Raw genomic sequence first — 26,094 nt, 5'->3', positions numbered from 1 at the left:
CGCACGAGTAACGTCACGTTAGCCCGGCCGAAAGTCGTCCTCAAGATGAAAGAACTGCCTTTGTAACCGCCGCCAAAGTAGTTATTACGCGCCGCCCGCAGCCCCCGGTTCGCAAGCCCCGCACGGCGCGAGGTCGAAAATTGGTATGAATTGAAGCCACGCGAAGCGGGATTTACAACCCAGACGTTTTGTTACAGTCTGGCCCCCTTTGGTGTTGGGGCCGCGCGTCAGAATGCCCGGCAGCCTCGTTGCGTCGCCGGCTCGCGCGGTCAGCGGGCGCCTTCGATCTCCGGCATCGGCGCGAACAGCGCGTCGAGGTCGTCGTCCGAAAACTTCGCGGCGCCGGCCGCGTCTTCCGCGAGAATGCTGTCCGCGAGCCCCGCCTTATGCTCCTGCAGCTCGACGATCTTTTCCTCGATGCTGCCGGCCGCGATCAGCTTGTACACGAATACCGGCTTGTCCTGTCCCAGCCGATGCGCGCGGTCGGTCGCCTGATTCTCTGCGGCCGGATTCCACCACGGGTCGTAGTGGATCACCGTGTCGGCGGCGGTCAGGTTCAACCCCACGCCGCCCGCCTTCAGGCTGATCAGGAACAGCGGCACCTCGCCCTGCTGGAACCGCTCGACCGGCGTCACGCGATCGGCCGTGTCGCCGGTCAGCATCGCATAGGGAATCGCGGCCTCGTCGAGCGCCTCGGCGATCAGCGCGAGCATGCCGGTGAACTGCGAGAACAGCAGCACGCGGCGTCCTTCCTCGATCAGTTCGGGCAGCATCGACAGCAGCAGATCGAGCTTGGCCGAGCGCATCGCGCGTTCGCCGCCATTCGGGGCCGCGCCGTCCGTGATACCACTCGCGATGCGCACGAGTCGCGGATCGCAGCACACCTGACGCAGCTTCAGCAACGCGTCGAGCACGATGATGTGGCTGCGCGCGAGCCCCTGCGCGCTAACCGCCGCGCGCACCTTCTGCTGCATCGCCGTGCGCACGGTTTCGTACAGGTCGCGCTGCGCGCCTTCGAGATCGACCGGACATACGATCGTCGTCTTCGGCGGCAGCTCCTTCGCGACCTCGTCCTTGCGACGGCGCAGCATGAACGGCCGAATGCGGCGCGCGAGCAACGCGCGGCGCACGTCGTCGCCATTCTTTTCGATCGGGTTGCGCCAGCGTCGCGTGAAGTCCTTCTGGCTGCCGAGAAAGCCCGGCAGCAGAAAATCGAACTGCGACCACAGCTCGCCGAGATGATTCTCGAGTGGCGTGCCCGTCAGACACAGCCGATGCCGCGCGCGCAACCCGCGAATCGCCTGCGCGGCCTTGGTGGTCGCGTTCTTCACGTACTGCGCTTCGTCGAGAATCAGCAGATGGTAGTCGTGCTCGGCGAGCACCTTCTGATCGCGCCACAGCAGCGCGTAAGTGGTCAGAATCAGTTCATGTTCGCCGATCAGCTCGAAGCGCTCCTTGCGCTGCGGCCCGTTCAGCACCAGCACTTTCAATGCCGGTGCGAAGCGGCGCGCCTCCTCGCGCCAGTTGTGCACGAGCGTGGTCGGCACGACGATCAGCGCGGGATGCGCGAGCCGCCCCGCTTCTTTCTCCGCGAGAATGTGCGCGAGCGTCTGCACGGTTTTGCCGAGCCCCATATCGTCCGCGAGCACGCCGGCCAGATCCTGTTCGCGCAGGAACTGCATCCAGTTCAGGCCCTGGTGCTGATACGTGCGCAGCTCCGCCTTCAGACCGCGCGGCACCGGCACTTCGCGCAGGCCAGGGCCGGCTTGCAGACGCCGCGCCAGCTCGCGGATCGAGTCGTCTCCGCTGAACTGCCAGCGGCCGGTGTCGTGCAGCGCATCGAGGCGGCCGGCATCGACCGCGGGCACGCGCAGCGGCGCGCCTTCGGCAAGCGCGCCGCCGAGCGAATCGAACAGATCGACCAGCACACGCACCACCGGCTTCAGACGATCGGCGCGCAGCCGCAGGCGCTTGTTCTCCTCGGTCTTCAGTTCGATCGGCTCGTCGTCGCGGATGCTCTCCAGCGCGCCCGACAGCCAGCGCCGGTCGCGCCGGAACAGATCGGCCAGCAGCGGCTCGAGCCGCACGTTGCGCTCGCCGACGCGGATGCCCATCTCCAGGTCGAACCAGCCGTCGCCGGCTTGCTGCGCGGTGCCGTCGATCGCGTCGATCTCGATCACGTTGTAGCGGAACTCCGGCGCCATCGTCACGCGCCAGCCCTTCGCGACCAGATCCGGCACCGCGTCGCTGACGAACCCGGACCACGCGTCGCTGTCGGGCAGACCGAGCATCGTGTCGGGCAACAGGCGCGACGCGTGCAGGTTGCGCGTCGGCACCTTTTGCAGACCGGTCTTGCGCAATTCCAGCAGACGCTTTTTCTCCGCGTCGTAGCGCCGGCGGATGTGGATCACGTCGCCGCCCGGCAGCGGCACCAGCGTCACGTTGCTGTCGGCGTTGATGCTGACGCCGTCGTAGTCGAAGCTCGCGGCGGCCAGTTCGACTGCGGCGGCGTTGCGCTCCGCCGCCTTCGCGGTCTTCGCCGCTTTCATCCCCTTCGCCGTGCCCGGCGGCACGTGGCTGTTCAGCGCCAGCACGGGCACCGGCTCTACGTCGATCACACGGATCGCGGGCGCGTCGTGGGTCGGCGGCAGCGGCAGCTCGGGCGCGATCTCGCGCAACACCGACGCGACCAGCGGCGCCTCGGCGAGCGAGATCGGCGGCATCGCGAGGTAGTCGGGCAGTTGCTGGAACGGCAGCGACAGTGGCACGACGCCCGCTTCGTTGGCGACGCCGTCTACGTACCAGACCGGCTCGGTCGGCAGCACCATGCTCGCGCGCGGTTCGGTGCGCAGCACCGGACGCAGGCGCTCGTCGGCGAGCGGCTCCCACTCGATGCGCCCGGGGCGGTCGGCGGCGCGCGCGAGCGGCGTCGGTCCGGCCTGGCCCGACGCGGTCCTGAAGTCGAAGAACAGGCGCCCGGTCGCGATCAGCTTTTGCAGCGTTTCCGCGCCACTCGTGCCACGCAGCACGAACTGGCCGAGATCCTCGCGCGAGCGGCCGAGCCACAGGCCGCGCAGGATCGACAGGTCTTCGTCGGACACGAAGCGCGGCTGCCTGAGCAGCGCGCCTTCGACGTCGCCCCAACTGTCGCCGACTTCGATGATCACGCCGTCCGCGTCGCAGCGCGCGCGATGCAGCACGACCTCGTGATGCATACGGAAACGCGACCAGTTGAGCAGATACGCGAGCGTTTCCTTGCGCGCGGCGGGCGTCTTGCGGGCGGCATCTTTTTCGGCGGCGGCGTCGGCCGCGCGGGCGCGCGCGCGAAAACGCTCGAGCCAGCTGACCAGTTCCGGTCGCACGCCGGGAGATGGAGATGAAGACGGCGATGGCACCGGCGGCACGCCCGGGATCGTAATCCGTCGTGCGATGAACACCTCCGACGCGGCTGGGTCGCTGTCGTCCTCGACCTGCGTGATGTGATCCATTTCGTCGTGGTAATCGAGTTCCGCGAGCAGCAGCGCCGCAACGTGCTTGCAATTGCGGCCGACCGGGCACGAGCATTCGCCCACGGCCCACGGCGACCCGCCATCGGTACGAAAGCGCACCCGCGTCCGGTACGGCTGCGGCTGCGAGCCCTGCACGTCGCCCGACAGCATCTCGCCATGCCATTTGACATTGCTGACCGCGCCCACCGAGCGCGCCTTGGCGACGGTCCGCTCACCGAGCCATTCCGCAATGCGTTCCCGATCGAAGAAAACTGACGACATCCGCGTGCATTCCTGTTCAAACCGGCGAAGGCAAGCGCGGGCGGGCCATGACCGGGCGCCGCGCGATGCTTGCTCGCGACGCCCGGCCGATTCTGTCCAGCTGCGACTTGCCAGTGATAACCGGCCATTTTACGCGTTGGACGAAAATCGCTGGGGCGGGCGATCTGGAGGTTTAGGAATGGTCCTGCCATCCGGCACCGGCGCACCCGTTCAAACCCATGCGCGCGCCGGTGGCCCTTGCGGCTTTAATGGGTGCCGACAGCCGGCGCGCCCGAGTTCGCGACGTGGCTCGCGGCGACCGCCGCTTGCGCGGCGAGCGCCTGCTTGCGCTGCTCGACCTGGCGTGCGAAGACGGGACTGACATCGGGGTACGACGCGTCGGTGATGTAGTCGAGACCATTCTGCTGCGCCTCGATCAGTTCCTGGTACACCTCAGCACGTGTCTTGCCCTGCGCAAACGCGCTAGACGAAGCGGCGAGAACGACGAACGACAAAGCGACAAACGAAAGCTTTTTCATGATCGACTCCTGAGACAGTTGTGCGGGTTCGCACCACGGAGAACCACGGGTCGGCGGCGTTTATTCCTCGATTCACGGTGTGAAGAAAACATGGCTAACCCGGGGAATAAATGCGCACCGGCCCGTGTTTGCCTTCTGATAGCCGCAATCAAAATCGCGCATGATCATGACCTCGACCCACCACCCCCGCGGCGCTCGGCCCTCCGAAGACGACATCCAGGCGTATGCCGACGGCACGCTGACGCCCGAGCTTGCCGCGTCGCTGCGCGACTATCTCAGCAAGCATCCGGCGGAAGCGCGGCGTGTGGCCTTTTATGATCGGCTCAACGCACAGATCCAGGCCACGTTTCAGACCACCGAGGAGCCCGAGCATGGCCACCACGTTGGCGCATCGCGCCGCTTGCGCAGGCGCGCGCGACCGGCCGGTCGCGGGCGCCGAACGCTGGCCGCGCTGGTCACGCTCGCACTGTTGCTGATCGCCGTCAGCGGCTGGCTCGCGGCGACTCAGGTCTCCGCGCAAGCGCTCGATAACGCCGCCGTGATGGCGCTCGCCGAAGCCACCGCGCAGCCCTTTTCCCCAGCATCGCCGACGCGCGTCGATCCTGTCGCACCGGATCTCGGCGCGATCGGCCTGCGCCTCGTCGAGCAACGCGTGCTGCGGCTCGGGCCATGGCAGCGCGCGAACGAGCTCGTCTATCTGAACGGCGATCAGCAGCCCGTGGTGGTGCTGTCGGCGGCGGCGCCGTTTGCGCGCGAGGAGCCGCAGTGGGCCGCGCACCGCATCGGCGAACTGCGGCTGTTGACGTGGAGCGCGCGGCGGCAGCGCTTCGTCGTCGCGGGCAATGCGCGCACTCACGGCCTGATGCGTGCCGCCGATGTGATGAGCGCGCGCTGACGCCGGTGCGCGCCGCCCCGCGGAATAAAATCCGTTGACAGGTGTTTGCAGTTCGAACGCATTGTGCGACGGAAGCCTCCGCGCCCGGCCCGACGCGAATCGATGCCGACGCAAGTGAAGCCGATGCAAGTGAAGCCGATGCCACCCCCAACGGCCCCTGACCGGATCAACCATGGATGTTCGTGACGAGCTGATGGAGCATGTGCCGCGTCTGCGGCGCTATGCGCGGGCGCTGATCAACAATCGCGAGCTCGCCGACGACCTCGTGCAGGACACGCTCGAACGCGCGCTCGGCCGCACCCGTCTGTTCCAGCCGGGCACCGATCTGCGCGCGTGGCTCTTCACGATCATGCACAACGTGTTCGCGAATCAGGCGCGCAAGGCATCGGCGCGCGCGGTCCACCTTGCGGTCGACGACGACAGCATCGCCGAAAGCGAGCTCGCGGTGCCGTCGGGCCAGACGCGATCGCTCGAAATGCGCGACCTCGATTACGCGCTGCAGCGGCTGCCGGTCGAGCAGCGCGAGGTGGTGCTGCTGGTCGGTCTCGAGGAGATGAGTTATGCCGATGTCGCGCTCGCGCTGAACATTCCGATCGGCACGGTGATGTCGCGGCTGTCGCGCGGACGCGAACGGCTGCGGGCTTTGATGGCGGGCGCCCAGCCCGGTGCGAAATTACAGGTGGTGCGATGAGCGAGCCGCAAATGCCAATCGGCGAAGAAGACCTGCACGCGTACGTGGACGGCACGCTGTCCGGCGAGCGGCGTGACGAGGTGGAGCGCGCGGTCGAACAGAATCCGGAGCTGGCCTCGCGCGTCAGCGATTATTTTTCGCTCAACGGTCTGCTTCACGAGCGCTACGACCGCGTGCTTAGCGAGCCCGTGCCGAAGCGTCTTCTGACGAGCGCGCCGCGTCGCGCGCGACTGGCCGCGAACTGGCCGCGGTTTGCCGCGCAGTTCGCCGCGCAGTTCGCCGGTATGGCCGCGGCGCTCGTGCTCGGCGTGGGCATCGGCATGCACCGCAACGTTCTGATCCCACCCGTTGCGATCGATCCACCCGGCACGGTTGCCGAAACTCAAACGGGAAATCGTGCGGTCAGCGCGGACAGCGCCGAAGGTTTCGCGCGCCAGGCGGCGCTCGCGCATGTCGTCTACATGCCGGCGATCGATCGGCCGAGCGACATGAACGCCGATCACGAACAGGACTTCGTGCAATGGCTCGCGAACCGGCTCGGCACGCAAGTTCACCCGCCGATGCTGTCGAAGAGCGGTTTCATGCTGTCGGGCGGCCGCCTGCTGCCCGGTGACGACGGCCCGACCGCGCAGTTCATGTATCGCGGACCGAACGGCGAGCGCGTCACGCTGTGCATCTCGCATCGTCGCGAGAACGCGAATACGACGGCGTTCAGGCTGTATCAGGCGGGGCCCGTCAACGTGTTCTATTGGGTCGACGGCGATTTCGGCTATGCGGTGTCGGGTGGAATCGATCGCAACGAGCTGTTGCAGCTCGCGCATGATGTCTATGCGCAGTTGACGGGGGCGGCGCCTGGTTGAAGCGCAGGCGTGCCGCGCCACGCGGTTCGCGCATCAACGTAGTGGGTTGTGCTGCTCCGACATCGCCGCGTCATCGCGCGCGGTGCCGCGCACTTCACGCGGCGTCACGCCCAGCAGACGCGACATCCACTGCGCCATATGGCTCTGATGCGAGAAGCCGGTATCGAGCGCGATCTGGCTTGCGCTGAGGCGTCCTTGCAGCAGCAGTGTTCGTGCGCGCTCCACCCTGCGCTGTATCACGTACTGATGCGCGGGCACGCCGAGCGTGTCGCGAAACAGCGCCTTGAAATGCGGCACGCTCAGTTGCGCGTGAGCGGCGAGCTCGTCGAGCGTCAGACGCTGATCGAGATGCGCGTCGATAAACTCGATCACGCGCGCGGCCGTGCGCGGCGCGAGCGTGCGCCGCCGCTTGCCGGACACGGGCTCGGCACCGATCAGACGCACCAGCATCGCCGTACACAGACTTTCGGCGTAGAGCGGATCGGACGCGTCGTCCGCTTCGAGCTCCGCGCGCAATGCCCACGCGAGATGCTGAAAGCGCGGATCGCGCATCTGAAAGCGCGGGCGCAACTGCGCGTCGGCCGATTTCAGCGCGAGTTGTTCGACGGTTCGTCGCGCGAAGTCCTCGGCAAACCAGATGCTGAAAATCGTGCAGGCGGCATCATCGTTCCACTGACCTTCGAGCCCCGCGGGGATCACGTCCGCATCGCCGTGCGCCTGAATCCGTGTGAGGCGGCGCGCGTCGCACAGACAGCGTGCAGTTACCGGCGCGCCGACATGCACGCCCACGCGGTGATGGCGAAACGCGGGTAGCCGATGCAAACCAGCCGACACGTTGACCAGCTCCGCACCGAAGCCCTGCCAGCCGAGCGCCCTGCTCGTGCGTACGGCGACGCGCGAGCCGCTATGCGGCGCAGGCGCGCGAATCGGGGTGACGGCGTTCATCGCGGGTCTCCTGAGTGTCCTGAATGACGGCGAGATGCCTGCATTGTGCGGTGTTTTTGGCGGCTTCGCCGGCGTGACGGAATTTCGTAGCTCGCGGGCGGCCGACGCGATTCGCGCGACTGCCGGAGCGTGGCTGCAAAAAATCATCCCTATCTGCGCAAAAAAATCCATATCTGAGCGCGCGGCGAGCGCGACGTCCCTACCATCAATCCAACGCGATCCTCAAAGGAGCACAACGTGTTCGTCATATTCGGAGCTTCGGGTCATGTGGGACATGCGAGCGCCGCCGCCTTGCGTCGCGCGGGCCACGAAGTACGCGCGGTGGTGCGCGACGCAGCGCAAGCCGAAACGCTCGCGGCCATCGGTTGCGAGATCGCGCTCGCCGACCTGAACGACGCGAGGTCGGTCGTGCGCGCCATCGACGGCGCGCACGCGGTGCAATGGCTCTGTCCGGTGCCGCGCGAGCATGACGATCCGGCGGCGGCGATGCAGCACATCATCGACACGGGCGTCGCCGCGTTCCGCGCGGCCGCGCCGCCGCGGCTCCTCGCGCTATCCGACTACGGCGCCGAGCACGTGGGCGGCACCGGCATCACGACGCTGTTCCACTACCTCGAAACGCAGTTGCGCACCGTCGCTTCGCCGCTGACCTTGCTGCGCGCCGCCGAGCACATGCAGAACTGGGCACGCGTGCTGCCGGTCGCGCTCGGCCGGGGCGTACTGCCGAGTCTGCACGATCCGCTCGACAAGCTGTTTCCGACCGTCGCCGCGCAGGACGTCGGCGACCTCGCCGCGCAGTTGCTGCTCGATGGCGGACCTGCGCGCGCGACGCCGCGGGTGGTCAGTATCGAAGGGAAAGAGCGGGTGAGCGTGCTCGACGTTGCGCGCGCCTTGGCGGAACTGTCGGGGCGGCCGGTCGTCGCTCGCCAGGTGCCGCGCGACCAATGGAGCGCGATGCTGCGCGGCGCCGGGCTTGGCGAGCGGCACGCGCAACTGATCGTCGATCTGTACGACGCGCACAACGCGGGCCGCATCGACGTCGAGGCGGGCATCAGCGAGCGACGCTTCGGCGCCACGACGTTGAAACAGGTGTTGGGGGCGCTGCTACCGCGCGTGGCCGGTGCCGAGACGGCGGCGCGGTGAGCCGCATGGAGGTCCGATCAACGAAAACCGCAATGCGACGGATGCGCTGCGTAACGCCTGCACCGCCGACGAACCCAGGCTCACGCGCCGAGCACTGGCTACGCGCAGCGATATCGCTATCGAGCCTGATCGGCTGGCGCGCGCTTGCAAACCTGCTCGCTGCGGTTCCCGACAGCAACGACGATTTCGGTGTGTTCTAGTTTCTCAATCATGGGGCGCGCGCGGGAAATGCGCCCCTAAGGCGCACGCTTCGTCACGCCTTCCTGACGAATTCAGACTTCAGACTCATCGCGCCAAAGCCATCGATCTTGCAATCGATATCGTGATCGCTATCGACGAGACGGATGTTCTTTACCTTCGTGCCCATCTTGATCACACCGCCGGAGCCCTTCAGCTTCAGATCCTTGATGACCGTGACCGTGTCGCCGTCCTGCAGGATATTCCCGGCCGAATCGCGATACACCTTGCCGGCCGTTTCAGCCGGATCGGCCGTTGCATCCGCAGCCCATTCGTGCGAGCACTCGGGGCAGATGTAGACGTTCCCGTCCTGGTAGACGAACTCGGAATTGCATTTCGGGCAGGGAGGTAATGCGCTCATGTGTCATTCCTGGTGCCAGGCATTGGCGTTTGCCGCCTGGTCAATCACGGATGCCGGCAGGCATCGCGCGAGATGAGTAAATCAACGCGTGGTCGAAGCTGGCAGCACGCGCTGCCGACCGGCGCGGCCTGTCTCGATAATTCCAGGCACGGAGAGAGGGAATCCAGATCTTATGCGACGGCAAAGGCCAACCGTCCGGTGAAGTCATAAGAACGGATATGTGTCACGCCACATATCCGTTCTGCGGGAACGTCTTCATGTTTCGCGGCAAATCCCGATTTGCAAATGGTAGTTGCAAAACTCCGCCACTACCTGCCTTAGCCCCATCCCCGTTCTTCCGGATGGCGACTCAGAATGCGACGCCAGAATTTTACACAGAAACTCAGAAAGCGCTGATGTGGAATCATCCAGAGGGAAGGAGCAGTCTGCGCCGACGGGTGGCACCTGGTTCCCCGTCGTGCAGGTTTCGTCATTAACAGTTCAGGCTGTTCACCGTCAGTTTGAAGTCGCGCGCGCGATGTGCCGGCTCGAATTTGGAGTGGCGTTGCACGCTCACGTCGCTACTGGCTGCATCTCGGTTGCGTCGGCAAACGCTGTCCGACCCGCACCGAGCGATTTCGCCCGGTACATTGCGCTATCAGCAGCGCGTATCAATGTTCGGGCATCAAGACCAACGCCTTCGGCGCCTTCCGCCAGCATGCACACTCCAATGCTGGCGGAGACGGCAACCGGATGTCCACCAACGGTCCGCACGCCGCTCAGGATGGCATGAATACCGTCGGCAATTTTTCGCGCGCCTTCCCTACCATTTACGTGGTGGGCAAGGACCACAAACTCATCTCCGCCCAATCGAGCAGGCATGTCACCGCGGCGCATCCGGCTTACCAGAGCCGTGGCAAAACTCCGTAGCAATTCGTCCCCTACTGCATGCCCGTGGGAGTCGTTCACTTCCTTGAAACCGTCCAGGTCGATGAGAAACAAAGCAGTCTGACCGGCTGCGGCGCCTCGAGCGACCCGCGTCCGGGCAATCGCCTGCTCGAGCCGGATGCGATTGCTCAGCCCCGTCAGCGGGTCGGTCGCACCTTGTTTTTCCAGTCGATATACGAGCACCGCCAGGTACAGCGACGTTGCCGCGACGCTGAACGTCACGCCGAGGCCGGCCGGGATGTTTGTCCGCCACCACGGTTGCCAATGCATCAGGCCGACGAGGCCGGCAAGCGCCACCGCACACGACAGTCCGAGCATTCGTCGGCCGTAACGGCAGCCGGCACCAACCAGGAACCAGAAAACGACCCAGAGCAACGGAAGCGCGGCCTGACCACCAACCGCCAGGGCCGTCGTCACCGTTGCCTGATCGATCAGCGTGGTGACGGCCAATCTAAGGTGTGAGCGCGCTGGCACCAGCGTCGCGGTGACGTACGTCATGGCTCCGAACATCACATAAAAAACGACCGTCGCCAGCGTCGCGTAGACACTCTTCGAGTGATAAACGCAAGTGGCAGCCACGTACGCGAGAAGAACTACAGTTCCAAGTGATATGCGCAGTATCGCCTGTTCCTTCTCGGGGTTCTTCGGAAACGCGCCAAACACCGCCTGGCCGGGCCAAAATTGAGAATCCACCTCGCCCATGCCAACTACCCTCGCTAGAATTCAGGTTTTGCCGTTATTCACATTTGTTCGCTCTGCGCCAACCGCACCGCCGAAACCGCTACGAGCTTGGCCCACGCGATTCAAAGGCTATCGGCATTGCAGCCCTCATTCTTGAACCGCGGCAAGCAGGCCAACTGCTTCCAGTCCCAAACCAATCCGGTGCATGGAATGCAGGCGAGGAGACCAGCCCATATCAGCAATGGCGCAAGCTAAGACGATAGGCTCGTCGCCAACGGACGCGCCGATTGCTCGCGGGTAGATTCGCAAGTTCAGGGATGCCTTTCAAAGTCCCAAGGTTCGTCATCGCCAATTCAAACGCGTTGATTCGCGGCATGAAATTGTCGACGATCTTCGGCCCGTTGTCGACTGGCTGAAAACGGCACGGAAACGGCCCCGTCATAGTCCGACTGACCCGAGACACAGGGTATATCTCCTGTGTTGTGTCCAACCTCCTATGTTCGTCATCGTTTCCCAGCGACGGCAAAACCTATCGGGGCGCCATGACGCGCAGCACCGGACGTCCGTCGATGTTCTTCAGCGGGAAATAGGCGCGATGTGTTGATGGATCGTCGAATGACTGGACGACCTGCCTGGTGAGCAGGTTCAGCGTCAGCAGTCTGTCGTTGCCTTCGCACGCGACAAACGCGAGGTGTAGTTGCGCAACGATATAGAGGCCGCGGCTGCCTCGTGCGCCCGGCAGATCGACCCGGGTCGCGTTGTGATGGACGGCGAGTGCCACCGCAATCGCGGCCCCGCTATTCGTTCTCTTCGAAGTATTGAAGTTGCCTTGCCCGACGGGCTTCCGACGACCGACCTACGCCAAGACCTACGCCGGATCAAATCGCAACTCTTTGGCAAACTAATGTCGCGTTTTGGCAACAGAGGAAACAAAGGTGGACCCGCCGCTGCAGGACTGGACAATCAATCACTGCCTACAAGCGCGTTCGGTCACGTTCCACCCACTCTATTATCTTTTGCCGCCATATATCGTTGAACTTAAAGGATCTTCTTGACGCAAATGCAGGTGATACCGTCAGGTATACCGTCACCGCAGGGGCACTGAAAAAAATTGCCCGCGCCTTCCGGCTGCCGGAATGTTTGCTACTGGTCCAGCGCTTCCCGTAGCAAAATGTTGCCGAATTAATTTGCGTCAAATTACGGAGAACACTAACGCCGCACTCGCGGAGCAATTGTGGACCTAGGCACGTCGCTTAGCCGAATTTCGACTGAATGAGACCGCTATTGGTGAGGCAACTGCGGGCGGTGTGAAATGCAGCGTTTCGCTCGACGAGCGTGAGTTGCGCTTCGCGTGCTTTTCCGCCCGGTCTCTGGCTAGACGAACTGCGCGGACCCGAGCACCCGGTAGTTAGGATTGGTACTGGCCGTCGGATTGCGGTGGTCGTGCCCGAACCAGGCTTTGGGCGCATAGGCCGGGCGGTCATATTCACAACTGCCGTAGGTCGCCCAGAAGAGTTCCCAGTGTGCTCCGTTCACGTGGCCGAACACGATGGTGCCGCCGGTGAACTCGACGTTCGTGCGCGACTGCCCGAGCTTGCGGTTGATCTCGGCCATCGCGCCGGCGTTGTAGGCCGGCTTGGCCACGTTGCCGAGCGGCAGCAGGTTCAGCCCGAGCGGAGCCGCCGCAAGGTGGCCGCGCGCGGTATTGTACAGGTTATTCAGGTAAGCGGTGCAAGCCGGCAGTTCCAGCGTCGGCTGCAAGCCGCCCAAGTGACCGCCCGGCGCATTGGACTGGTTGTTCGCGTGGTAGACGACAATGGACCCCGGTACGCCGTGCACGCTGTCGACGTAGACCATGCAGCCAGACAGGTTCGTCGTCAGAAACGACTGCGGCGCGCCTGCGCCGCCGGGCGACGGGAGCACCATCGAAGTGATTTCGTCGGTCGCGAATGGCAGGAAATAGGTGTCACCGGTGGGCGCGGCCTGCGGATTCAGGCTCGTGAGGCCCGCAATGCCGACGCCGACATTCATCGCCGGATTCAGGTTGACCCGGCAGTTCGCCGCCGTGTAGTGGCGATGCAAGCCGTTGACCAGTGGTACGAACGCCCCGCCGTTGAAGTTGCCGGTCGACACCGTGGTCGGGAGGGTACGACAGTTGGCGACATTGATAGGCATTTCCAGGTGGCCTCCAGATCGCTGTGGCGAGTGGCTTGCACGACGATACGCGCAAGTTCTTCGCGTCGTCAACCCGCTGCCATGCCCTACACCGCGAGCGTCAGGTATGGATTCTTGTGGCCCGGCGCATAGGGCCGCGCCTTGATCTCCATGCGCGCAATGCTCTGGAGATGCACCTCGTCCGGGCCATCGGCGAAGCGCAATGCGCGCCCCCAGGTCCAGCTGTCCGCCAGCGGCGTGTCGGGGCTCAGGCCCATGGCGCCGAAGGCCTGTATCGCCCGTTCACACACGGCGGTGTGCACGCTAGGCACGAGTGCCTTGATCATCGAGATTTCCTTGCGCGCCTCCTTGGCGCCCACGGTGTCGATCATCCACGCGGCCTTCAGCACGAGGAGACGAGCCTGATCGATTTCGATGCGCGACTTCGCGATCCATTCCGCAACACTGCCGTGCTCATATAGCTTCTTACCGAACGCCGTGCGCGCCTGCGCACGTTCGATCATCAACTCGAGCGCCAGCTCGGCAGCGCCAATTGAGCGCATGCAGTGGTGAATGCGCCCCGGGCCAAGACGCGCCTGGGCGAGCGCAAAGCCGCTGCCCTCTTCGCCCAGAAGATTCGAGCGCGGTACGCGCACGTCCCTGAATTCGATCTCGCAGTGGCCTTCGGGCGCCGTGTGATTGACCACGGTGATATTGCGGATGACCTTCACACCCGGCGTGTCGCGCGGCACGAGAATCATGCTTTGCTGACGATGCGCGGGCGCATCCGGGTTCGTTTTCCCCATGACGATAAACAGCTGGCAATTCGGGTGCGCTGCGTTCGTGATGAACCACTTGCGGCCATCGATCACGTATTCGTCGCCATCGAGACGAACGGACGTGGTGATATTGGTCGCGTCCGAAGAGGCCACCGCGGGTTCGGTCATTGCAAACGCCGAGCGGATCTTGCCGTCGAGCAGCGGATCGAGCCACCTCTTTCGTTGCGCAGGCGTGGCGAACATATGGAGCAGTTCCATGTTGCCCGTATCCGGCGCATTGCAATTGAATACTTCGGAAGCCCAGGAAACACGCCCCATGATCTCGGCAAGTGGGGCGTACTCGAGGTTGGTCAGCCGCGTGCCCGGCTCGTCCTCGCGCAGATGCGGCAAGAACAGGTTCCAGAGGCCCTCCGCACGGGCCCTCTCCTTCAAGTCGTCCATGAAGGAAACAGGGTATTGTCCTGCGCTCACTTCTTCGTGCCATTGGTGGATGCGCGGCACGATTTGCGTGTCCATGAACGCACGCACCTGCGCGCACAGCGCTTCGACTTTCGGGCTATAGGCAAAGTCCATTTTGCTCTTCCTTGAATCCTTGTGAATGTCGCGCGGCGCGAGCGTCGATGCTGCGCCGTTCTCTTGATCAGATCGTCAGTCCGCCATCAACGACGATGCACTCGCCGTTGGTGTAGCTCGCTGCATCGGAGACGAGATACAGCACCGTGCCGGCCATCTCGCGCGGCTCTGCATGGCGGCGCAGCGGAATCTTCGTCATCCACGCTTCGTAGATGGCCTGGTCCTCGAACAGGGCGCCGGCAAATTTGGTCTTGGTGAGGCCTGGCAGCAACGCATTCACGCGAATGCCGCACGGGCCACATTCCTTGGCGAACGCGCGCGTCATATTGACCACGGCGGCCTTGGTGATCGAATAGATGCCCTGCTTGTCGCCAGGCTGCAGCGCATTGACAGAAGCCGTGTTGACGATCGCCCCGCCGCCGTGTTCGCGCATCAGCTTGCCCGCTTCGACCGACATGAAGAAGTAGCCACGCAGATTGACCTCCACCGTCTTTTCGAACGACGCGAGATCGGTATCGAGAATGTGGCCGAAATACGGATTCGCCGCCGCGTTGTTCACGAGGATGTCCAGCCGGCCATGCCGCGAGCGGATGTGCTGAAAAACGCCTTGAATGTCGTCGAGACGCCCCACGTGGCACGGGTACGCCTCGGCGCTGCCGCCCGCCTCCTTGATCAAGCGCGCCACCGTCTCGCAGTCCTCGAGCTTCCGGCTCGATACGATCACATGTGCGCCTTGCTCTGCGAGCAGCTTCGCGATCTCTTCGCCAATGCCACGGCTCGCTCCCGTGACCAATGCAATCTTGCCGTGCAAATCGAATAAATTGGTGCTCACAGCTGTCTCCTCGATATATCCACGTGTATGCGTCAAACGCCAGGCGTCAAGTTAGGTCGACGCCCATCTGCGCGAGCGAACCGGCCATTTCGCCTATCTGGCGTGCCTTCTCGTTCGACGCATTGCCGCCAAGCGCACGCTTCTTCACGCCCTGCGCAATGGCGGCAAGCCGGAAGAAGCTGAACGCGAGGTAAAAATTCCAGTTCTCGATCGGCCCGATGCCCCGCAGCCGGCAATACCGCTCGACGATCGCGGCCTCGTCCGGCACGCCAAGCGCAGCCCGGTCCAGCCCCGCGAGACCGACGATATGGCCTTGGGGCGGAAGCCGCAGACACATGCAGAAGTACGCGAGGTCGGCGAGCGGATTGCCGAGCGTGGAGAGTTCCCAGTCGAGCACCGCGCGAACCCGCGGCGTTCCGCGATGAAAAATCAGGTTGTCGATGCGAAAGTCGCCGTGCACGAGCGAAGACTTCCCCGCTTCGGCTGGACAATGCGCCGGCAACCAGTCGATCAGCGCTTCCATGGCGTCGAGGTCTTCGGTCTGCGCCGCGCGATACTGTTTGGTCCACACGTCGATCTGGCGCGAGAAGTAGTTGCCCGCGCGGCCATAGTCGGCAAGACGAACGGCCTCGACATCCACATCGTGCAGAGCGGCCATCGTGGCGATCAGCGCGTCGTAGATGGCGCCGCGCTCGTTCACGTGCAACGCGGGCAAGGACGGGTCCCAGTAGATTTCGCCCTCCTCGAAGCTCATCACGTAGAACATGCCGCCGATCACTTCGCGGTCCTCGCAAAGGTGCAGGACCCGCGGCACAGGAACCGGCGTGCTGCTGAGCGCACTTAACACGCGAAATTCGCGGTCCACGGCGTGGGCGGACTTGAGCAGTTCGCCCGGCGGCTGACGCCGGAGTACATAGCGGCCGCTTTGCGCTTCGAGGAGAAACGTGGGGTTCGACTGTCCGCCGTCGAACTTCTCGACGGACGCGGGTCCCTGAAAGGCAGGAACATGTGCGGTCAGATAGCGCGTGAGGGCAACGACATCGAACTGAAGACTTGCATTCATCGTGGCGCGGGAATCCGGATTCGAATCAGCCATAGGTAACGAGTTCGCGCCTCTCGACCTGTTCGAGATGTGGCAAGGCGTTAAAGGTGACCAGCGACATCGCGCTGTCGTTGAAGACGTACTGGCTCACACTACTGTTGCGGATCTGCATGTTGAGCGCGATGGCGGCGGCCGCAGGTGCGTTCAGGATCTGCTGGGTGAAGACGGCGATCGGGCCGCCCGAACTCACCACCAGAACGCGCTTGCCGCCCGAACGCTGAATGGCGAGACGCGCGTGCTCTACACGCGCCTGGAACTCTCCCCAGGTCTCAGGAACGCGCCTAGGCAGTTTATCTTCGGACCAAAGCTGCAAGGCCTGCTTGAGTCTCTCGTAGAAGTGCTTCATCGACCTGTCGGGCAAGGGACCCGACGCCGGACCGCTTTCTCCCAGCGCGGAAAACAGCGCGTGAAAATCGTACTCGTTCAAACCGGCGTCCTGCGCGATCTCTACTGGCTGGCCGCCCATCGCGGTGAGCAAGGCGTCTGCGGTTTGAGCGTGCCGCCGCATCGTGCCGGTCACGACGCGATCAAAGCTCAGGTCCGACTGCGCGAAGTATTCGCCTAGCCAGCGCGACTGGGCGAAGCCCGAAGATGAAAGCTCGTCATAGTTTTCAGCGCCGAAAGACGCTTGCCCATGCCGCACCAGATAGAGTTCCGCCATGCCAACCTCGTCTGAACCTGACTGAAACTATACCGGGGTGCATGACATTCAGGAAATTTATTCTCGTGATGTCTCACCATAACGATTGGTGACACCCCCCGACTGCCGCTGCTTGCGCATGAGACGGCCAATCTGCTCGCGCAGCCAGCGATGCGCCGGGTCCGCGGCGACGCTGCGGTGCCAGTAGCCATGCGTCTCTAGATCTGGGAGGTCGAAAGGCAGCGCGAGGATGCGCGCGTCATAGCGCTTGAGCAGCATGAGTGGCGCAGTCAAGGCGAGATCGGTGCGCATCGCGATCAAGGGCGCAACGAGATAATGTTGGACGCGCGTCTGGATAGCGCGCCTGAGTCCCAGCTTGTTGAGTTCCGTATCGACGAGGCCTGGCCCCTGCCTGCGACTGGACACGTGGATATGGCCGAAGCGCAAGTAGTCGTCTGTCGTGAGCTTCTTCTTCGTGAATGGATGATCACGGCGCAGCATGCAGGCGTAACGGTCACGGCCCATCGGCTCCTGTTCCAGGTACGGATCGTCGATGAGGGGCGCGTCGATCGCAAGATGGACCGCGCCGCTCGCGAGCGCTTCGGGAACGTCGCGCCGCGTTGTGAAGTAGCTCTCGATGCGGATGCCCGGCGCGAGGTGCTGCAGCACCTCCTGCAGTGCCGGCAGCAGCATCGCCTCGGTCAGGTCGTTCATGCTGAGCCGGAAGGTCCGTTGCGACGAGGCCGGATCGAAACGCTCGCCGGCATGCGTGCTCGAATCGAGTAGCTGCAGCGCCTCACGCACGCGGCCAATGATGTTCTCGGAAACGGGCGTGGGGACCATGCCGGCCGGTGTGCTCACGAACAGCGGATCGTCGAATGCCTTGCGCATGCGCGCGAGCGCGTTGCTGACGGCGGGCTGCGTGATGAACAGCAATTCCGCCGCGCGCGTGAGGTTGCGCGTTCGATAGACGGCTTCGAACACGACGAAGAGATTCAGATCGACTTTTGATGGGCGCATGTCGCGAGCCTAACCGGCCCATCGCAATGCCGTCAATCGAGGGCATGAGCCAGCCCATTCGCCGGACCTGCTAGGAACGTCCTCGGAGGTGAATCAGGACGATGACGCGTGCGTTTGCGAATGGACCTCGAATACGGCAATGGCGCGCCGCTGGGCGCCCACCTGCTCTTTTTGCGAGGCCGCCGCTTCTGCCGCTTGTTGAACTACCGCCGCGTTCTTGCGAATGACCTGGTCCATACGGATCACGGCCTCGTTGACCTGCCCGATTCCCCCGCGCTGTTCTTCTGAAGCGTCGAAAATATTGTCGTTGATCTCGACCACGCGCTGGATCGCTCCCCGAACGTCCACCATGGCCTGCACGACGCGGTCAGCATGCACGGCCCCCCCGGAAATCGCCTCGGCGGAGGTCCGGACCAGAGCCTTGATCTCCTTCGCTGCGATGGCTGCGCGCTGCGCGAGGCTACGAACTTCTCCGGCGACCACCGCGAACCCCCGCCCATGCTCACCTGCGCGCGCAGCCTCGACAGCCGCATTCAGCGCAAGAATGTTAGTCTGCAGAGCGATTTCTTCGATGAGCGCGGTAATTTCCACGATCTTCGCCGAGCTGGCTGAGATGTTGTCCATCGTGCCTCTCATCTGCTCGACCGCGGCCATGCTGGTATCGGCCGCGAGCGACGTCGCGTTGGCAAACTCCGCTGCCAGGCGCACATGATCCGAATTGCGGCGAACCGAGAGGATGAGTTCATCCATGCTTGCCGCCGTTCCCTCAAGTGACGCGGCTTGCCGCCTCGCGCCTGCTGAGAGGTCGGTACTACCGTCGGTTATCTGGCTGGATGCATTCAGAATCGCGTCGCTTGAAACCTTGATCGTCTGAACGGTTCTTGCGAGATGTCCGTCCATCGCCCGGAGCGCCCGGAGCAACTGCCCAAACTCACCGCGCAAGCGTATCCCCTCGGCGTCACCCCACCGACCCTCGGCAATTCGCCGGGCTACTCCAAGTGCGTCCTTCAACGGACTCGTAATCGCCCACACCAGCCACGCGGACGCGGCGGATGCCGCTGCAATATCCAGGCCGATTGCGCCAAGCACCTTCCATCGCAATGCGTTGAACGTGGCGTTGCCCCGTTCAGCCAACTGCCGTGCCTACATCGCGCTCAACGCAACGTCGCGGCCGATCGCGTCGGACACCGCATCGCCGATCTCTGTGAGTTCATCGATCGTGAACGCCGCCATTTCCAGATTTCCGGCGCGCAGCACCGAAACAATGTCGTCCGACTGCGTCCGAAACACCGCCAGTTCCTTCGCCACGCGATCGGCTACCCGACGCTCATCGGGCGTGGCGATTTTGCTGGGTAATAGTCGTGCCAGGCCCGATCGAGCTTGTGCTGCTCTTCGCCGATGCTTGCAACGAGCTCGGCAGCCTTGTCCTCGTCATGCAGCGCCTGGATATAACGCATCTGAAGGCGAACCTTCAGAGCGGCTGCCTGTACAGCGGCAAGATCTTCGATTGGAACCGTGCTCACCGAGTACATGCTGCCCATATCCGCGCTGAGCCTCGCGAGACCGCGAAGCCCCATCAGACCTATGGACGCCATGAGCGCGACGCAAACGCTTAGCGCCAGCATGATCTTTAACCGGATCGTACCTGTGAATGCCCTCATTAGACACATCCATCAATTGAGGAAGCCTTACGGTGTTACCGCCCTGTCAACATATATCCTGGCTATCTGTTGGATCAGCCGACGGCTTCCATGCCATTTGGCCTGAGCCCGGCTTGCCCGCGCCGATCGGTTGTGCGCCCGGGGCGCGCAACGATGCGCTGCATGCGCACGTCTTTCGTGTTCGAGCAGCCTGTGCGCGATCAGACCTTTTTGTTATAGGCACTACACCAGCCCTTGGCCGCCACCTGCTTGCCGCCGAAAATCGGGCACGGAGCGAACGCATCATTCGATTTACCCTGATAGAAGGCGCAGTTTCGACAGACCTGACCCGCTGCGTACTTTGCATACTTCGTCTTGTCGGCGTTCGCCGCGTCGATCCTGTAACCGAGCGCGAGCGCCGTCGAGTCGGCTTCCGACACCTTGGCCTCATCGGCAAAAGCAATGCGAGACAGCGCTAGTCCAGAAGCAATACCTGCGGTAATGGTCATAAAAGTGCGGCGCGACTTCCTCATGCAAATGCTCCTTCATTCGAAATGGCATGCCAATAGGGCACAGGGATAACAGCAAATTATGGGTAGACAAAGTTGCGTGGATTTGCGCCGGGAAGCGCACATCGCTGCGTTCAGACTTTCAGCGCACCAAAAATCTCACCCAACATCGTCTTCGCATCGCCGAACAGCATGCGATTGTTGTCTTTGTAGAAGAGCGGGTTGTCTACGCCGGCATAGCCCGAGGCCATGCTGCGCTTCATTACGATCGACGTCCTGGCCTTCCAGACCTCCAGCACCGGCATGCCGGCGATCGGGCTCGCGGGATCCTCCTGCGCCGCCGGGTTCACGATGTCGTTCGCGCCGATGACCATCGAAACGTCCGCCTCGGCGAAGTCGGCGTTGATCTCGTCCATCTCCATCACGATGTTGTAGGGCACCTTCGCTTCGGCCAGCAGCACGTTCATGTGGCCCGGCATCCGGCCAGCGACCGGGTGGATCGCGAAGCGCACATCGACGCCCTTTTCGCGCAGCAGCCTGGTGAGTTCATACACCGTGTGCTGGGCTTGCGCGACGGCCATGCCGTAGCCGGGCACGATGATCACGCTCTTCGCGTCGCGCAGCAGCTCGGCGGTTTCGGCGGAGCTCACCGCCACCACCTCGCCGGCCGGCTCCGCCCCGCCACCCGCAGCCGCGGACGCACCGCTACCGGTACCGAAGCCTCCAGCGATCACGCTGATGAAGTTGCGGTTCATCGCACGGCACATAATGTAGGACAGAATTGCGCCCGACGAGCCCACCAGCGCGCCGATCACGATCAGCAGGTCGTTGCTGAGCATGAAACCGGTTGCCGCGGCGGCCCAGCCCGAGTAGCTGTTGAGCATCGACACCACCACGGGCATGTCGGCACCGCCGATTGCCATCACCATGTGCACGCCGAACAGCAGCGAGAGCACCGTCATCACGACGAGCGCCGTCATGCCGTCCTGAATCGTCTCCGCATGCAGGAACGCGCGGCCGAACACGATCACCGCCAGCAACGCGGCCAGATTGAGCCAATGGCGCGCCGGCAGCAGCAGCGGCTTGCCGCCGATCCTGCCCGACAGTTTGCCGAACGCAATGACCGAGCCCGCGAAGGTCACCGCGCCGATCAGGATGCCGACGTAGATTTCGACTTCGTGGATGGCCTTTTCGGCGCCGGTGAACTGCACGGAGGTGTCGATGTAGCTGGCAAAGCCGACCAGGCAAGCCGCGAGGCCGACCAGGCTGTGCATCAGCGCAACCAGTTCGGGCATCTGCGTCATCTGTACCTTCTTCGCGGCGATGAGGCCCACGGCGCCGCCGACCACCAGCGCAGCGACGACGTACGGAATGCCCGCAGCCGACACGCGCGGACCGAGGATGGTTGCCAGCACGGCGATGACCATGCCGATCATGCCGAGCAGGTTGCCACGGCGCGCGGTCTCGGGATTGGCCAGCCCGCCGAGGCTGAGGATGAAGAGGATGGCCGCGCCGATGTAGGAAACGGTAGTCAGGTTGGAAGTCATTATTGTCGTTCCATTATTTGCGGAACATCGCGAGCATGCGTCGCGTCACCGCGAAGCCGCCGAACATGTTGACGGCCGTGAGTGCCAGCGCGCCCACGGCCAGGCCAAGGATCAGCCCTGATGGCCGGTCGCCCACCGCGGCCTCGCCTAACGGCGGCGCGACCTGCACCAGCGCACCGATCGCGATGATCGACGAGATCGCGTTGGTCACGCTCATCAGCGGCGTATGCAGCGCCGGCGTGACATTCCAGATCACCATGTAGCCGATGAAGCAGGCCAGCACGAACACCGTGAAGTGCGACAGGAACGCGGCCGGCGCAAATTGGCCGACCAGCAGGAACGCCAGTGCGCCGAGGCCGAAGACGATGGCGAGCGTCCTGGCCGACATCGGCTCGCCGGTGCCGTGGCCATGGCCTTTGGGCTTGACCCCCGCCACCGCCGGCGCGGCCGATTGAGGCGCGGTTGCGGCGGCCGGCTGCCTGATCGGCGGCGGCGGCCAGGTAATGTTGCCTTCCTTGATGACCGTAAGGCCACGAATGGCGTCGTCATCGAAGTCGACATTGATCGTGCCGTCCTTCGTCTTGCACAACTCCTCGACCACGCGCAGCAGATTGTTTGCATACAACGTGGACGACTGCCTCGCCAGACGCGACGCAAGATCGGTATAGCCGACGATGGTCACGCCGTGGCGCACCACCGCCTCGCCGGGCACGGTCAGCTCGCAGTTGCCGCCCTGCTCCGCGGCCATGTCCACGATCACGCTGCCCGGCGTCATCGACAGCACCATCCCGGCCGTGATGAGCTTCGGAGCCGGCTTGCCGGGAATCAGCGCGGTCGTGATGATGATGTCCGCGTCCTTCGCCTGCTGCGCGTACATCGCGCGCTGCGCCTGCTGGAAGCCCTCGCTCATGACCTTGGCGTAGCCGCCGCCGCCCGAGCCTTCTTCGTCGTAGTCCACCTTGACGAATTCGCCACCCAGGGACTTGACCTGGTCGGCCACCTCGGCGCGCGTGTCGTTGGCGCGCACGATCGCGCCGAGACTGGCCGCGGTGCCGATTGCAGTCAGGCCTGCCACGCCGGCGCCGGCGATGAAGACCCTGGCAGGCGGGACCTTGCCGGCGGCGGTGACCTGACCATTCAGGAAGCGGCCGAACGCATGGGCTGCCTCGATCACCGCCCGGTAGCCGCTGATGCCGGCCATCGAGGTCAGCGCGTCCATCTTCTGCGCACGTGACAGCGTGCGCGGCAGCGAATCGATCGCCAGCACGGTGGCGCTCTTCGCGGCCAGTTGCTGCATCAGTTTGGGGTTCTGGGCCGGCCACACGAAGCCGATCAGCGTGCCGCCATCGCGCATCAGGGACACTTCTTCGCTGCTCGGGGGGCGCACCTTGAAAACGATGTCACTGCGGGCCCAAAGTTCGGCGGCCGTTGCGACGACTTCGGCACCGGCCGCACGGTAGGCTTCACCGTCAAAGTTCGCGGCGGCCCCTGCACCGCTTTGCACGGCAACTGCGAACCCCAGCTTGATCAGTTTCTCGACCACCTCGGGCACCGTCGCTACACGCCGCTCCCCGGTGGCTGTCTCCTGGGGAATTCCAATCAGTAAAGTCATAGGGCAAGTTGATTGTTCACATTGGTATCGGCCCCCCCAAGAAGGGTGAGCGAGTCGCCCCCCTGCGGCAACAGAAGGCGCAGTAATGCAAAGCAGGTCTGGCGGCACGGGCGAAATCAGTCAGGCCGCGCAATCGGTCAGTCGTCCGCGCAGAAAATCGTCGGCGTGGTATTGGTGAAGTTCTTCACGTCGCCGATCACCTCGGCGGCCTTCGCGGAGGAAAGGGCGTCATCGATCCCGACGCGATCGCTGAAACGCAATATCGCTATGCATGCGAAAGGTTGCAGCTTTGATGATGGAAACAGAACCTCGGCCGATTGCAGACCAAACTCACTCCACGCCGAGCGGACAAGCGGAGCATGGGTCGAAAGGTAATACTCGCGGTCAAACGTCCCGCCTTCTGCGCTCGGGTAGCTCACGATCAGGGTAGCCATATTCAATTCCGTGTCGAGATGTATGTGAGAGTGGGTTCAGGTGGTCACGCCAGCGCCCTGCAAGCGTGCCGGTAGCGTTCGTGCGCGGCGCAGCAACTGCCAGCCGAACAACAACATCCACAACGGTAGAACCAGCACGACGACCATCTCGCTCGCATTCGAAAGCGCGTCGAGATCCGGAAAAAAACCGAACAGGAAGAGGACCCCGAAAGCCCCGCCGACGATCTTCAGCAGGATCGACCCCTTCCACCCCGCTCTTTTGAGCACGTTGGCGGCAATCGGCGTCCAGAAGAGCACGAGGGGACCCTCAATCCACCAGAGACCGTATTGCGTCCCATTGGCTATCCCCGTCCATACCGCCGACGCGGCGTTTCTCGTGGCATCGTCGCCGCCCGCATAGAGATGTGCCAGCGGGTGAAGGATTGCAAACTGCATGACCGCGCCGGTCACGCCCACCATGACATACAGCACGACGGCCATCGCCACCATGTTGCCGAGTGCGCCCAGTTCCTCGCGAAATGCGTGCACAAAGTATCCACCGATGGGCAGGAAAGGCAGGTAGAAGCCAAACACATCGGCAGCCATACTCCAGCGGAACAGGTCGCGGGTATCCGGTGGCAATGCCAGCATCGATGCACCGTGCAGCACCATATCCGCATCCGAGCCCGTCACCGCCACGGACAATCCAACATTCGCGTATGCCAGCAAGCCGCCGATGATGGCACTCCAGGCAGTGAAGCGCATTACCCTGCGCGAGGTCTGATTCATCACAATTCTCCAGGAGAAACGTTCAGCGTTGCCCGCGTTGGACTTCCAGTCGCATCGGACCGCGGCAACAGCGGGGGCTTTTGCTCAATTGCCATAAGGAATGGGGTTATTTGACGCCATACTCCGGCTTTGGACTCGCTCCAAGGCGCAATAGCCGTAATAGATCGCTGGCATGAAGTAGGCCCACGTGCACAGCGCAAGCGTGAAGAAATTGAGCACGACGTTGGTTTCCTCTCCAGGGATCTTGTAGAAGTCATAAATGCCGGCAATCGCGAGCGATGTCGCCAGCGCCACTGCCACTCCCAACGCCTCGAGCATCGCGCCGATGTCCAGTAATCGCTTGACGAAATAAGCGAGATATATCGACAGCCAGATCCACATCGCCAGATAGAAGTAGGGCAAAACTCCGGAGATGAAATCCGCCCCAACGAGGACGAATGTGAGCGCAAAGGAAGCGACGAATACCACGACGTCCTGGCGAATTGATGGCCTGTAGTCATGCGTAATCGCCATCAAGCCCGCGACGGCGATAATAGGCATGCCGAACCCACGAGAAAACGCGTCAAAGAAGTGTGCTATCTCATAGGAAACTGCATTGCCAGTAGCAAAAAATCCGATGGCGTTCGTGGCCGAGGTACCGACGATCCACATCTCCAGCCCGAGAAGATAGTTTCGTTTCCTGACGATCTTCCAGCCGTAAAAAAACGAACTCAATGCCAGCACAGCACTGGATTGCATAAGAACTAAGGTTCTGAGGTCCATGACTAAACTCCTAACTCCGGTTGCATCTGATTGGTCAATCTTTCTTCGGGTCGAGGCTTGCCAGATAGGTGGCGATGGCCTTGCGGTCTTCGGGCGAAAAACCTGTTGCAAGGTTCTTCATGACGCCAGTGGGTTCGCTGCGGATTCCGGAAGCGAACTCGTCGAACTGCGCGAGCAGATAGTCATATCCCTGACCAGCCAGACGCGGAAACTGGTCGTGGCCCGTCAATTGGGCACCGTGACATGCGACACAGTTGCCCGTGGCGACCAGGCGCTGCCCCTGCTCGCGCAGTTGAGCATCCGGCTTGAAGTAGCGATTCGCGGCAGGGGCCACGGCGGCAAAATATTCAGCGAGCGATTTGATCTGCGGATCGCTCATCGTCATCGCGAGAGGCCCCATGTTCGGATTGCGCCGCGCCTCACTCGCGAAACTGTGGAGCTGGGCTTCAAGGTAAGGCGCTGGCTGCCCCGCCAGGCTCGGATACCCCTGATCGAGCGAATTGCCTTTGACCCCATGGCAGCCCATGCAGACATCGGTCATATGCGGCCAGGCGCCGCCGTCGGCCAGGTAAGCCGTGGTCGACGTCGTGATATAGCTCTGAAGGCGATAAAGACCCAGCAGATCGGAACCGAAAATAGCCAGCAACAGGACGACAACCAAAGGAATGCCAATCAATAGAATTTTTTTCATCGT

The 26,094-nt window shown here is 63.3% G+C and carries 25 protein-coding genes and 1 pseudogene; 4 read left to right on the top strand and 22 right to left on the bottom strand.

Going from position 1 to position 26,094, the window contains the following annotated elements:
* Nucleotides 1–269 precede the first annotated feature (269 nt).
* Nucleotides 270–3,770: a DEAD/DEAH box helicase gene (locus F6X42_RS29645; RefSeq protein ID WP_187637598.1), complete on the bottom strand. Its 3,501-nt coding sequence runs from the start codon at nt 3,768–3,770 to the stop codon at nt 270–272.
* Between the two features lie 245 nt (nt 3,771–4,015).
* Nucleotides 4,016–4,288 carry a DUF4148 domain-containing protein gene (locus tag F6X42_RS29640; RefSeq protein WP_187637597.1) on the bottom strand — a complete coding sequence of 91 codons (273 nt, stop codon included), beginning with the start codon at nt 4,286–4,288 and terminating at the stop codon, nt 4,016–4,018.
* A 166-nt stretch (nt 4,289–4,454) separates the two neighbouring features.
* Between F6X42_RS29640 and F6X42_RS29635 the strand changes: the two genes are divergently transcribed.
* The 3 genes from F6X42_RS29635 to F6X42_RS29625 all read left to right on the top strand — a co-directional run bounded on the left by F6X42_RS29635 (nt 4,455) and on the right by F6X42_RS29625 (nt 6,734).
* A complete protein-coding gene (locus tag F6X42_RS29635) occupies nt 4,455–5,183 on the top strand; it encodes an anti-sigma factor family protein (protein WP_187637596.1) in 729 nt (242 codons plus the stop codon).
* 172 nt (nt 5,184–5,355) lie between these two features.
* Complete coding sequence (locus F6X42_RS29630; protein ID WP_187637595.1) at nt 5,356–5,874, top strand: RNA polymerase sigma factor; 519 nt, start codon at nt 5,356–5,358, stop codon at nt 5,872–5,874.
* Complete coding sequence (locus tag F6X42_RS29625) at nt 5,871–6,734, top strand: anti-sigma factor family protein (RefSeq protein ID WP_187637594.1); 864 nt, start codon at nt 5,871–5,873, stop codon at nt 6,732–6,734. Before F6X42_RS29630 ends, F6X42_RS29625 begins: the two co-directional genes overlap by 4 nt.
* 33 nt (nt 6,735–6,767) lie before the next feature.
* Here the strand turns inward: F6X42_RS29625 and F6X42_RS29620 are convergent, their stop codons facing one another.
* Entirely contained in the window at nt 6,768–7,679 is a 912-nt protein-coding gene (locus tag F6X42_RS29620) for an AraC family transcriptional regulator (RefSeq protein ID WP_187637593.1), read from the bottom strand.
* A gap of 237 nt (nt 7,680–7,916) precedes the next feature.
* Here F6X42_RS29620 and F6X42_RS29615 point away from each other — a divergent pair, with 237 nt between their 5' ends.
* Nucleotides 7,917–8,822, top strand: coding sequence for an NmrA family NAD(P)-binding protein (locus F6X42_RS29615; RefSeq protein WP_187637592.1), 906 nt, complete (start codon nt 7,917–7,919; stop codon nt 8,820–8,822).
* Nucleotides 8,823–9,075: 253 nt separating this feature from the next.
* Here F6X42_RS29615 and F6X42_RS29610 read toward each other — a convergent pair whose 3' ends face one another.
* From F6X42_RS29610 to F6X42_RS29520, 19 genes and pseudogenes are all read right to left on the bottom strand, one after another.
* Entirely contained in the window at nt 9,076–9,420 is a 345-nt protein-coding gene (locus F6X42_RS29610; RefSeq protein WP_187637591.1) for a zinc ribbon domain-containing protein YjdM, read from the bottom strand.
* Between the two features lie 552 nt (nt 9,421–9,972).
* Entirely contained in the window at nt 9,973–11,049 is a 1,077-nt protein-coding gene (locus F6X42_RS29605; RefSeq protein ID WP_187637590.1) for a GGDEF domain-containing protein, read from the bottom strand.
* Between the two features lie 508 nt (nt 11,050–11,557).
* Nucleotides 11,558–11,800: pseudogene (locus tag F6X42_RS29600) on the bottom strand (hypothetical protein); the annotation flags it as partial.
* Between the two features lie 602 nt (nt 11,801–12,402).
* Nucleotides 12,403–13,203: a hypothetical protein gene (locus tag F6X42_RS29595; protein WP_187637589.1), complete on the bottom strand. Its 801-nt coding sequence runs from the start codon at nt 13,201–13,203 to the stop codon at nt 12,403–12,405.
* A gap of 86 nt (nt 13,204–13,289) precedes the next feature.
* Nucleotides 13,290–14,534 carry an acyl-CoA dehydrogenase family protein gene (locus F6X42_RS29590; RefSeq protein WP_187637588.1) on the bottom strand — a complete coding sequence of 415 codons (1,245 nt, stop codon included), beginning with the start codon at nt 14,532–14,534 and terminating at the stop codon, nt 13,290–13,292.
* Between the two features lie 67 nt (nt 14,535–14,601).
* Entirely contained in the window at nt 14,602–15,366 is a 765-nt protein-coding gene (locus F6X42_RS29585) for an SDR family oxidoreductase (RefSeq protein WP_187637587.1), read from the bottom strand.
* A 46-nt stretch (nt 15,367–15,412) separates the two neighbouring features.
* The gene (locus F6X42_RS29580; protein WP_187637586.1) at nt 15,413–16,429 is read right to left on the bottom strand and encodes a phosphotransferase; all 1,017 of its coding nucleotides are present in this window, start codon (nt 16,427–16,429) and stop codon (nt 15,413–15,415) included.
* A gap of 25 nt (nt 16,430–16,454) precedes the next feature.
* A complete protein-coding gene (locus tag F6X42_RS29575; RefSeq protein WP_187637585.1) occupies nt 16,455–17,129 on the bottom strand; it encodes a histidine phosphatase family protein in 675 nt (224 codons plus the stop codon).
* Nucleotides 17,130–17,186: 57 nt separating this feature from the next.
* Nucleotides 17,187–18,128 (bottom strand): LysR family transcriptional regulator, encoded by a 942-nt coding sequence (locus tag F6X42_RS29570; RefSeq protein ID WP_187637584.1) that lies wholly within the window; start codon nt 18,126–18,128, stop codon nt 17,187–17,189.
* 93 nt (nt 18,129–18,221) lie between these two features.
* Nucleotides 18,222–19,262 (bottom strand): methyl-accepting chemotaxis protein, encoded by a 1,041-nt coding sequence (locus F6X42_RS29565; RefSeq protein WP_187637583.1) that lies wholly within the window; start codon nt 19,260–19,262, stop codon nt 18,222–18,224.
* Nucleotides 19,263–19,271: 9 nt separating this feature from the next.
* Nucleotides 19,272–19,418 (bottom strand): hypothetical protein, encoded by a 147-nt coding sequence (locus tag F6X42_RS29560; protein ID WP_187637582.1) that lies wholly within the window; start codon nt 19,416–19,418, stop codon nt 19,272–19,274.
* Between the two features lie 26 nt (nt 19,419–19,444).
* A complete protein-coding gene (locus F6X42_RS29555; protein WP_281394055.1) occupies nt 19,445–19,789 on the bottom strand; it encodes an MCP four helix bundle domain-containing protein in 345 nt (114 codons plus the stop codon).
* Between the two features lie 200 nt (nt 19,790–19,989).
* Nucleotides 19,990–20,301 (bottom strand): high-potential iron-sulfur protein, encoded by a 312-nt coding sequence (locus F6X42_RS29550; RefSeq protein ID WP_187637580.1) that lies wholly within the window; start codon nt 20,299–20,301, stop codon nt 19,990–19,992.
* Nucleotides 20,302–20,411: 110 nt separating this feature from the next.
* Complete coding sequence (gene pntB, locus F6X42_RS29545; RefSeq protein WP_187637579.1) at nt 20,412–21,824, bottom strand: Re/Si-specific NAD(P)(+) transhydrogenase subunit beta; 1,413 nt, start codon at nt 21,822–21,824, stop codon at nt 20,412–20,414.
* Nucleotides 21,825–21,837: 13 nt separating this feature from the next.
* Nucleotides 21,838–23,436 (bottom strand): Re/Si-specific NAD(P)(+) transhydrogenase subunit alpha, encoded by a 1,599-nt coding sequence (locus tag F6X42_RS29540; protein ID WP_187637578.1) that lies wholly within the window; start codon nt 23,434–23,436, stop codon nt 21,838–21,840.
* Nucleotides 23,437–23,573: 137 nt separating this feature from the next.
* Nucleotides 23,574–23,870 carry an EthD family reductase gene (locus F6X42_RS29535; RefSeq protein ID WP_187637577.1) on the bottom strand — a complete coding sequence of 99 codons (297 nt, stop codon included), beginning with the start codon at nt 23,868–23,870 and terminating at the stop codon, nt 23,574–23,576.
* 36 nt (nt 23,871–23,906) lie between these two features.
* Complete coding sequence (locus tag F6X42_RS29530) at nt 23,907–24,638, bottom strand: hypothetical protein (protein WP_187637576.1); 732 nt, start codon at nt 24,636–24,638, stop codon at nt 23,907–23,909.
* An 84-nt stretch (nt 24,639–24,722) separates the two neighbouring features.
* Entirely contained in the window at nt 24,723–25,400 is a 678-nt protein-coding gene (locus F6X42_RS29525) for a hypothetical protein (protein WP_187637575.1), read from the bottom strand.
* Between the two features lie 34 nt (nt 25,401–25,434).
* The gene (locus F6X42_RS29520) at nt 25,435–26,091 is read right to left on the bottom strand and encodes a c-type cytochrome (protein WP_187637574.1); all 657 of its coding nucleotides are present in this window, start codon (nt 26,089–26,091) and stop codon (nt 25,435–25,437) included.
* Nucleotides 26,092–26,094 lie beyond the last annotated feature (3 nt).

This window comes from Paraburkholderia podalyriae (assembly GCF_014397785.1).
In the GTDB taxonomy this organism is placed as follows: Bacteria; Pseudomonadota; Gammaproteobacteria; order Burkholderiales; family Burkholderiaceae; genus Paraburkholderia; species Paraburkholderia podalyriae.
This window is presented reverse-complemented; position numbering and strand designations above follow the sequence as displayed.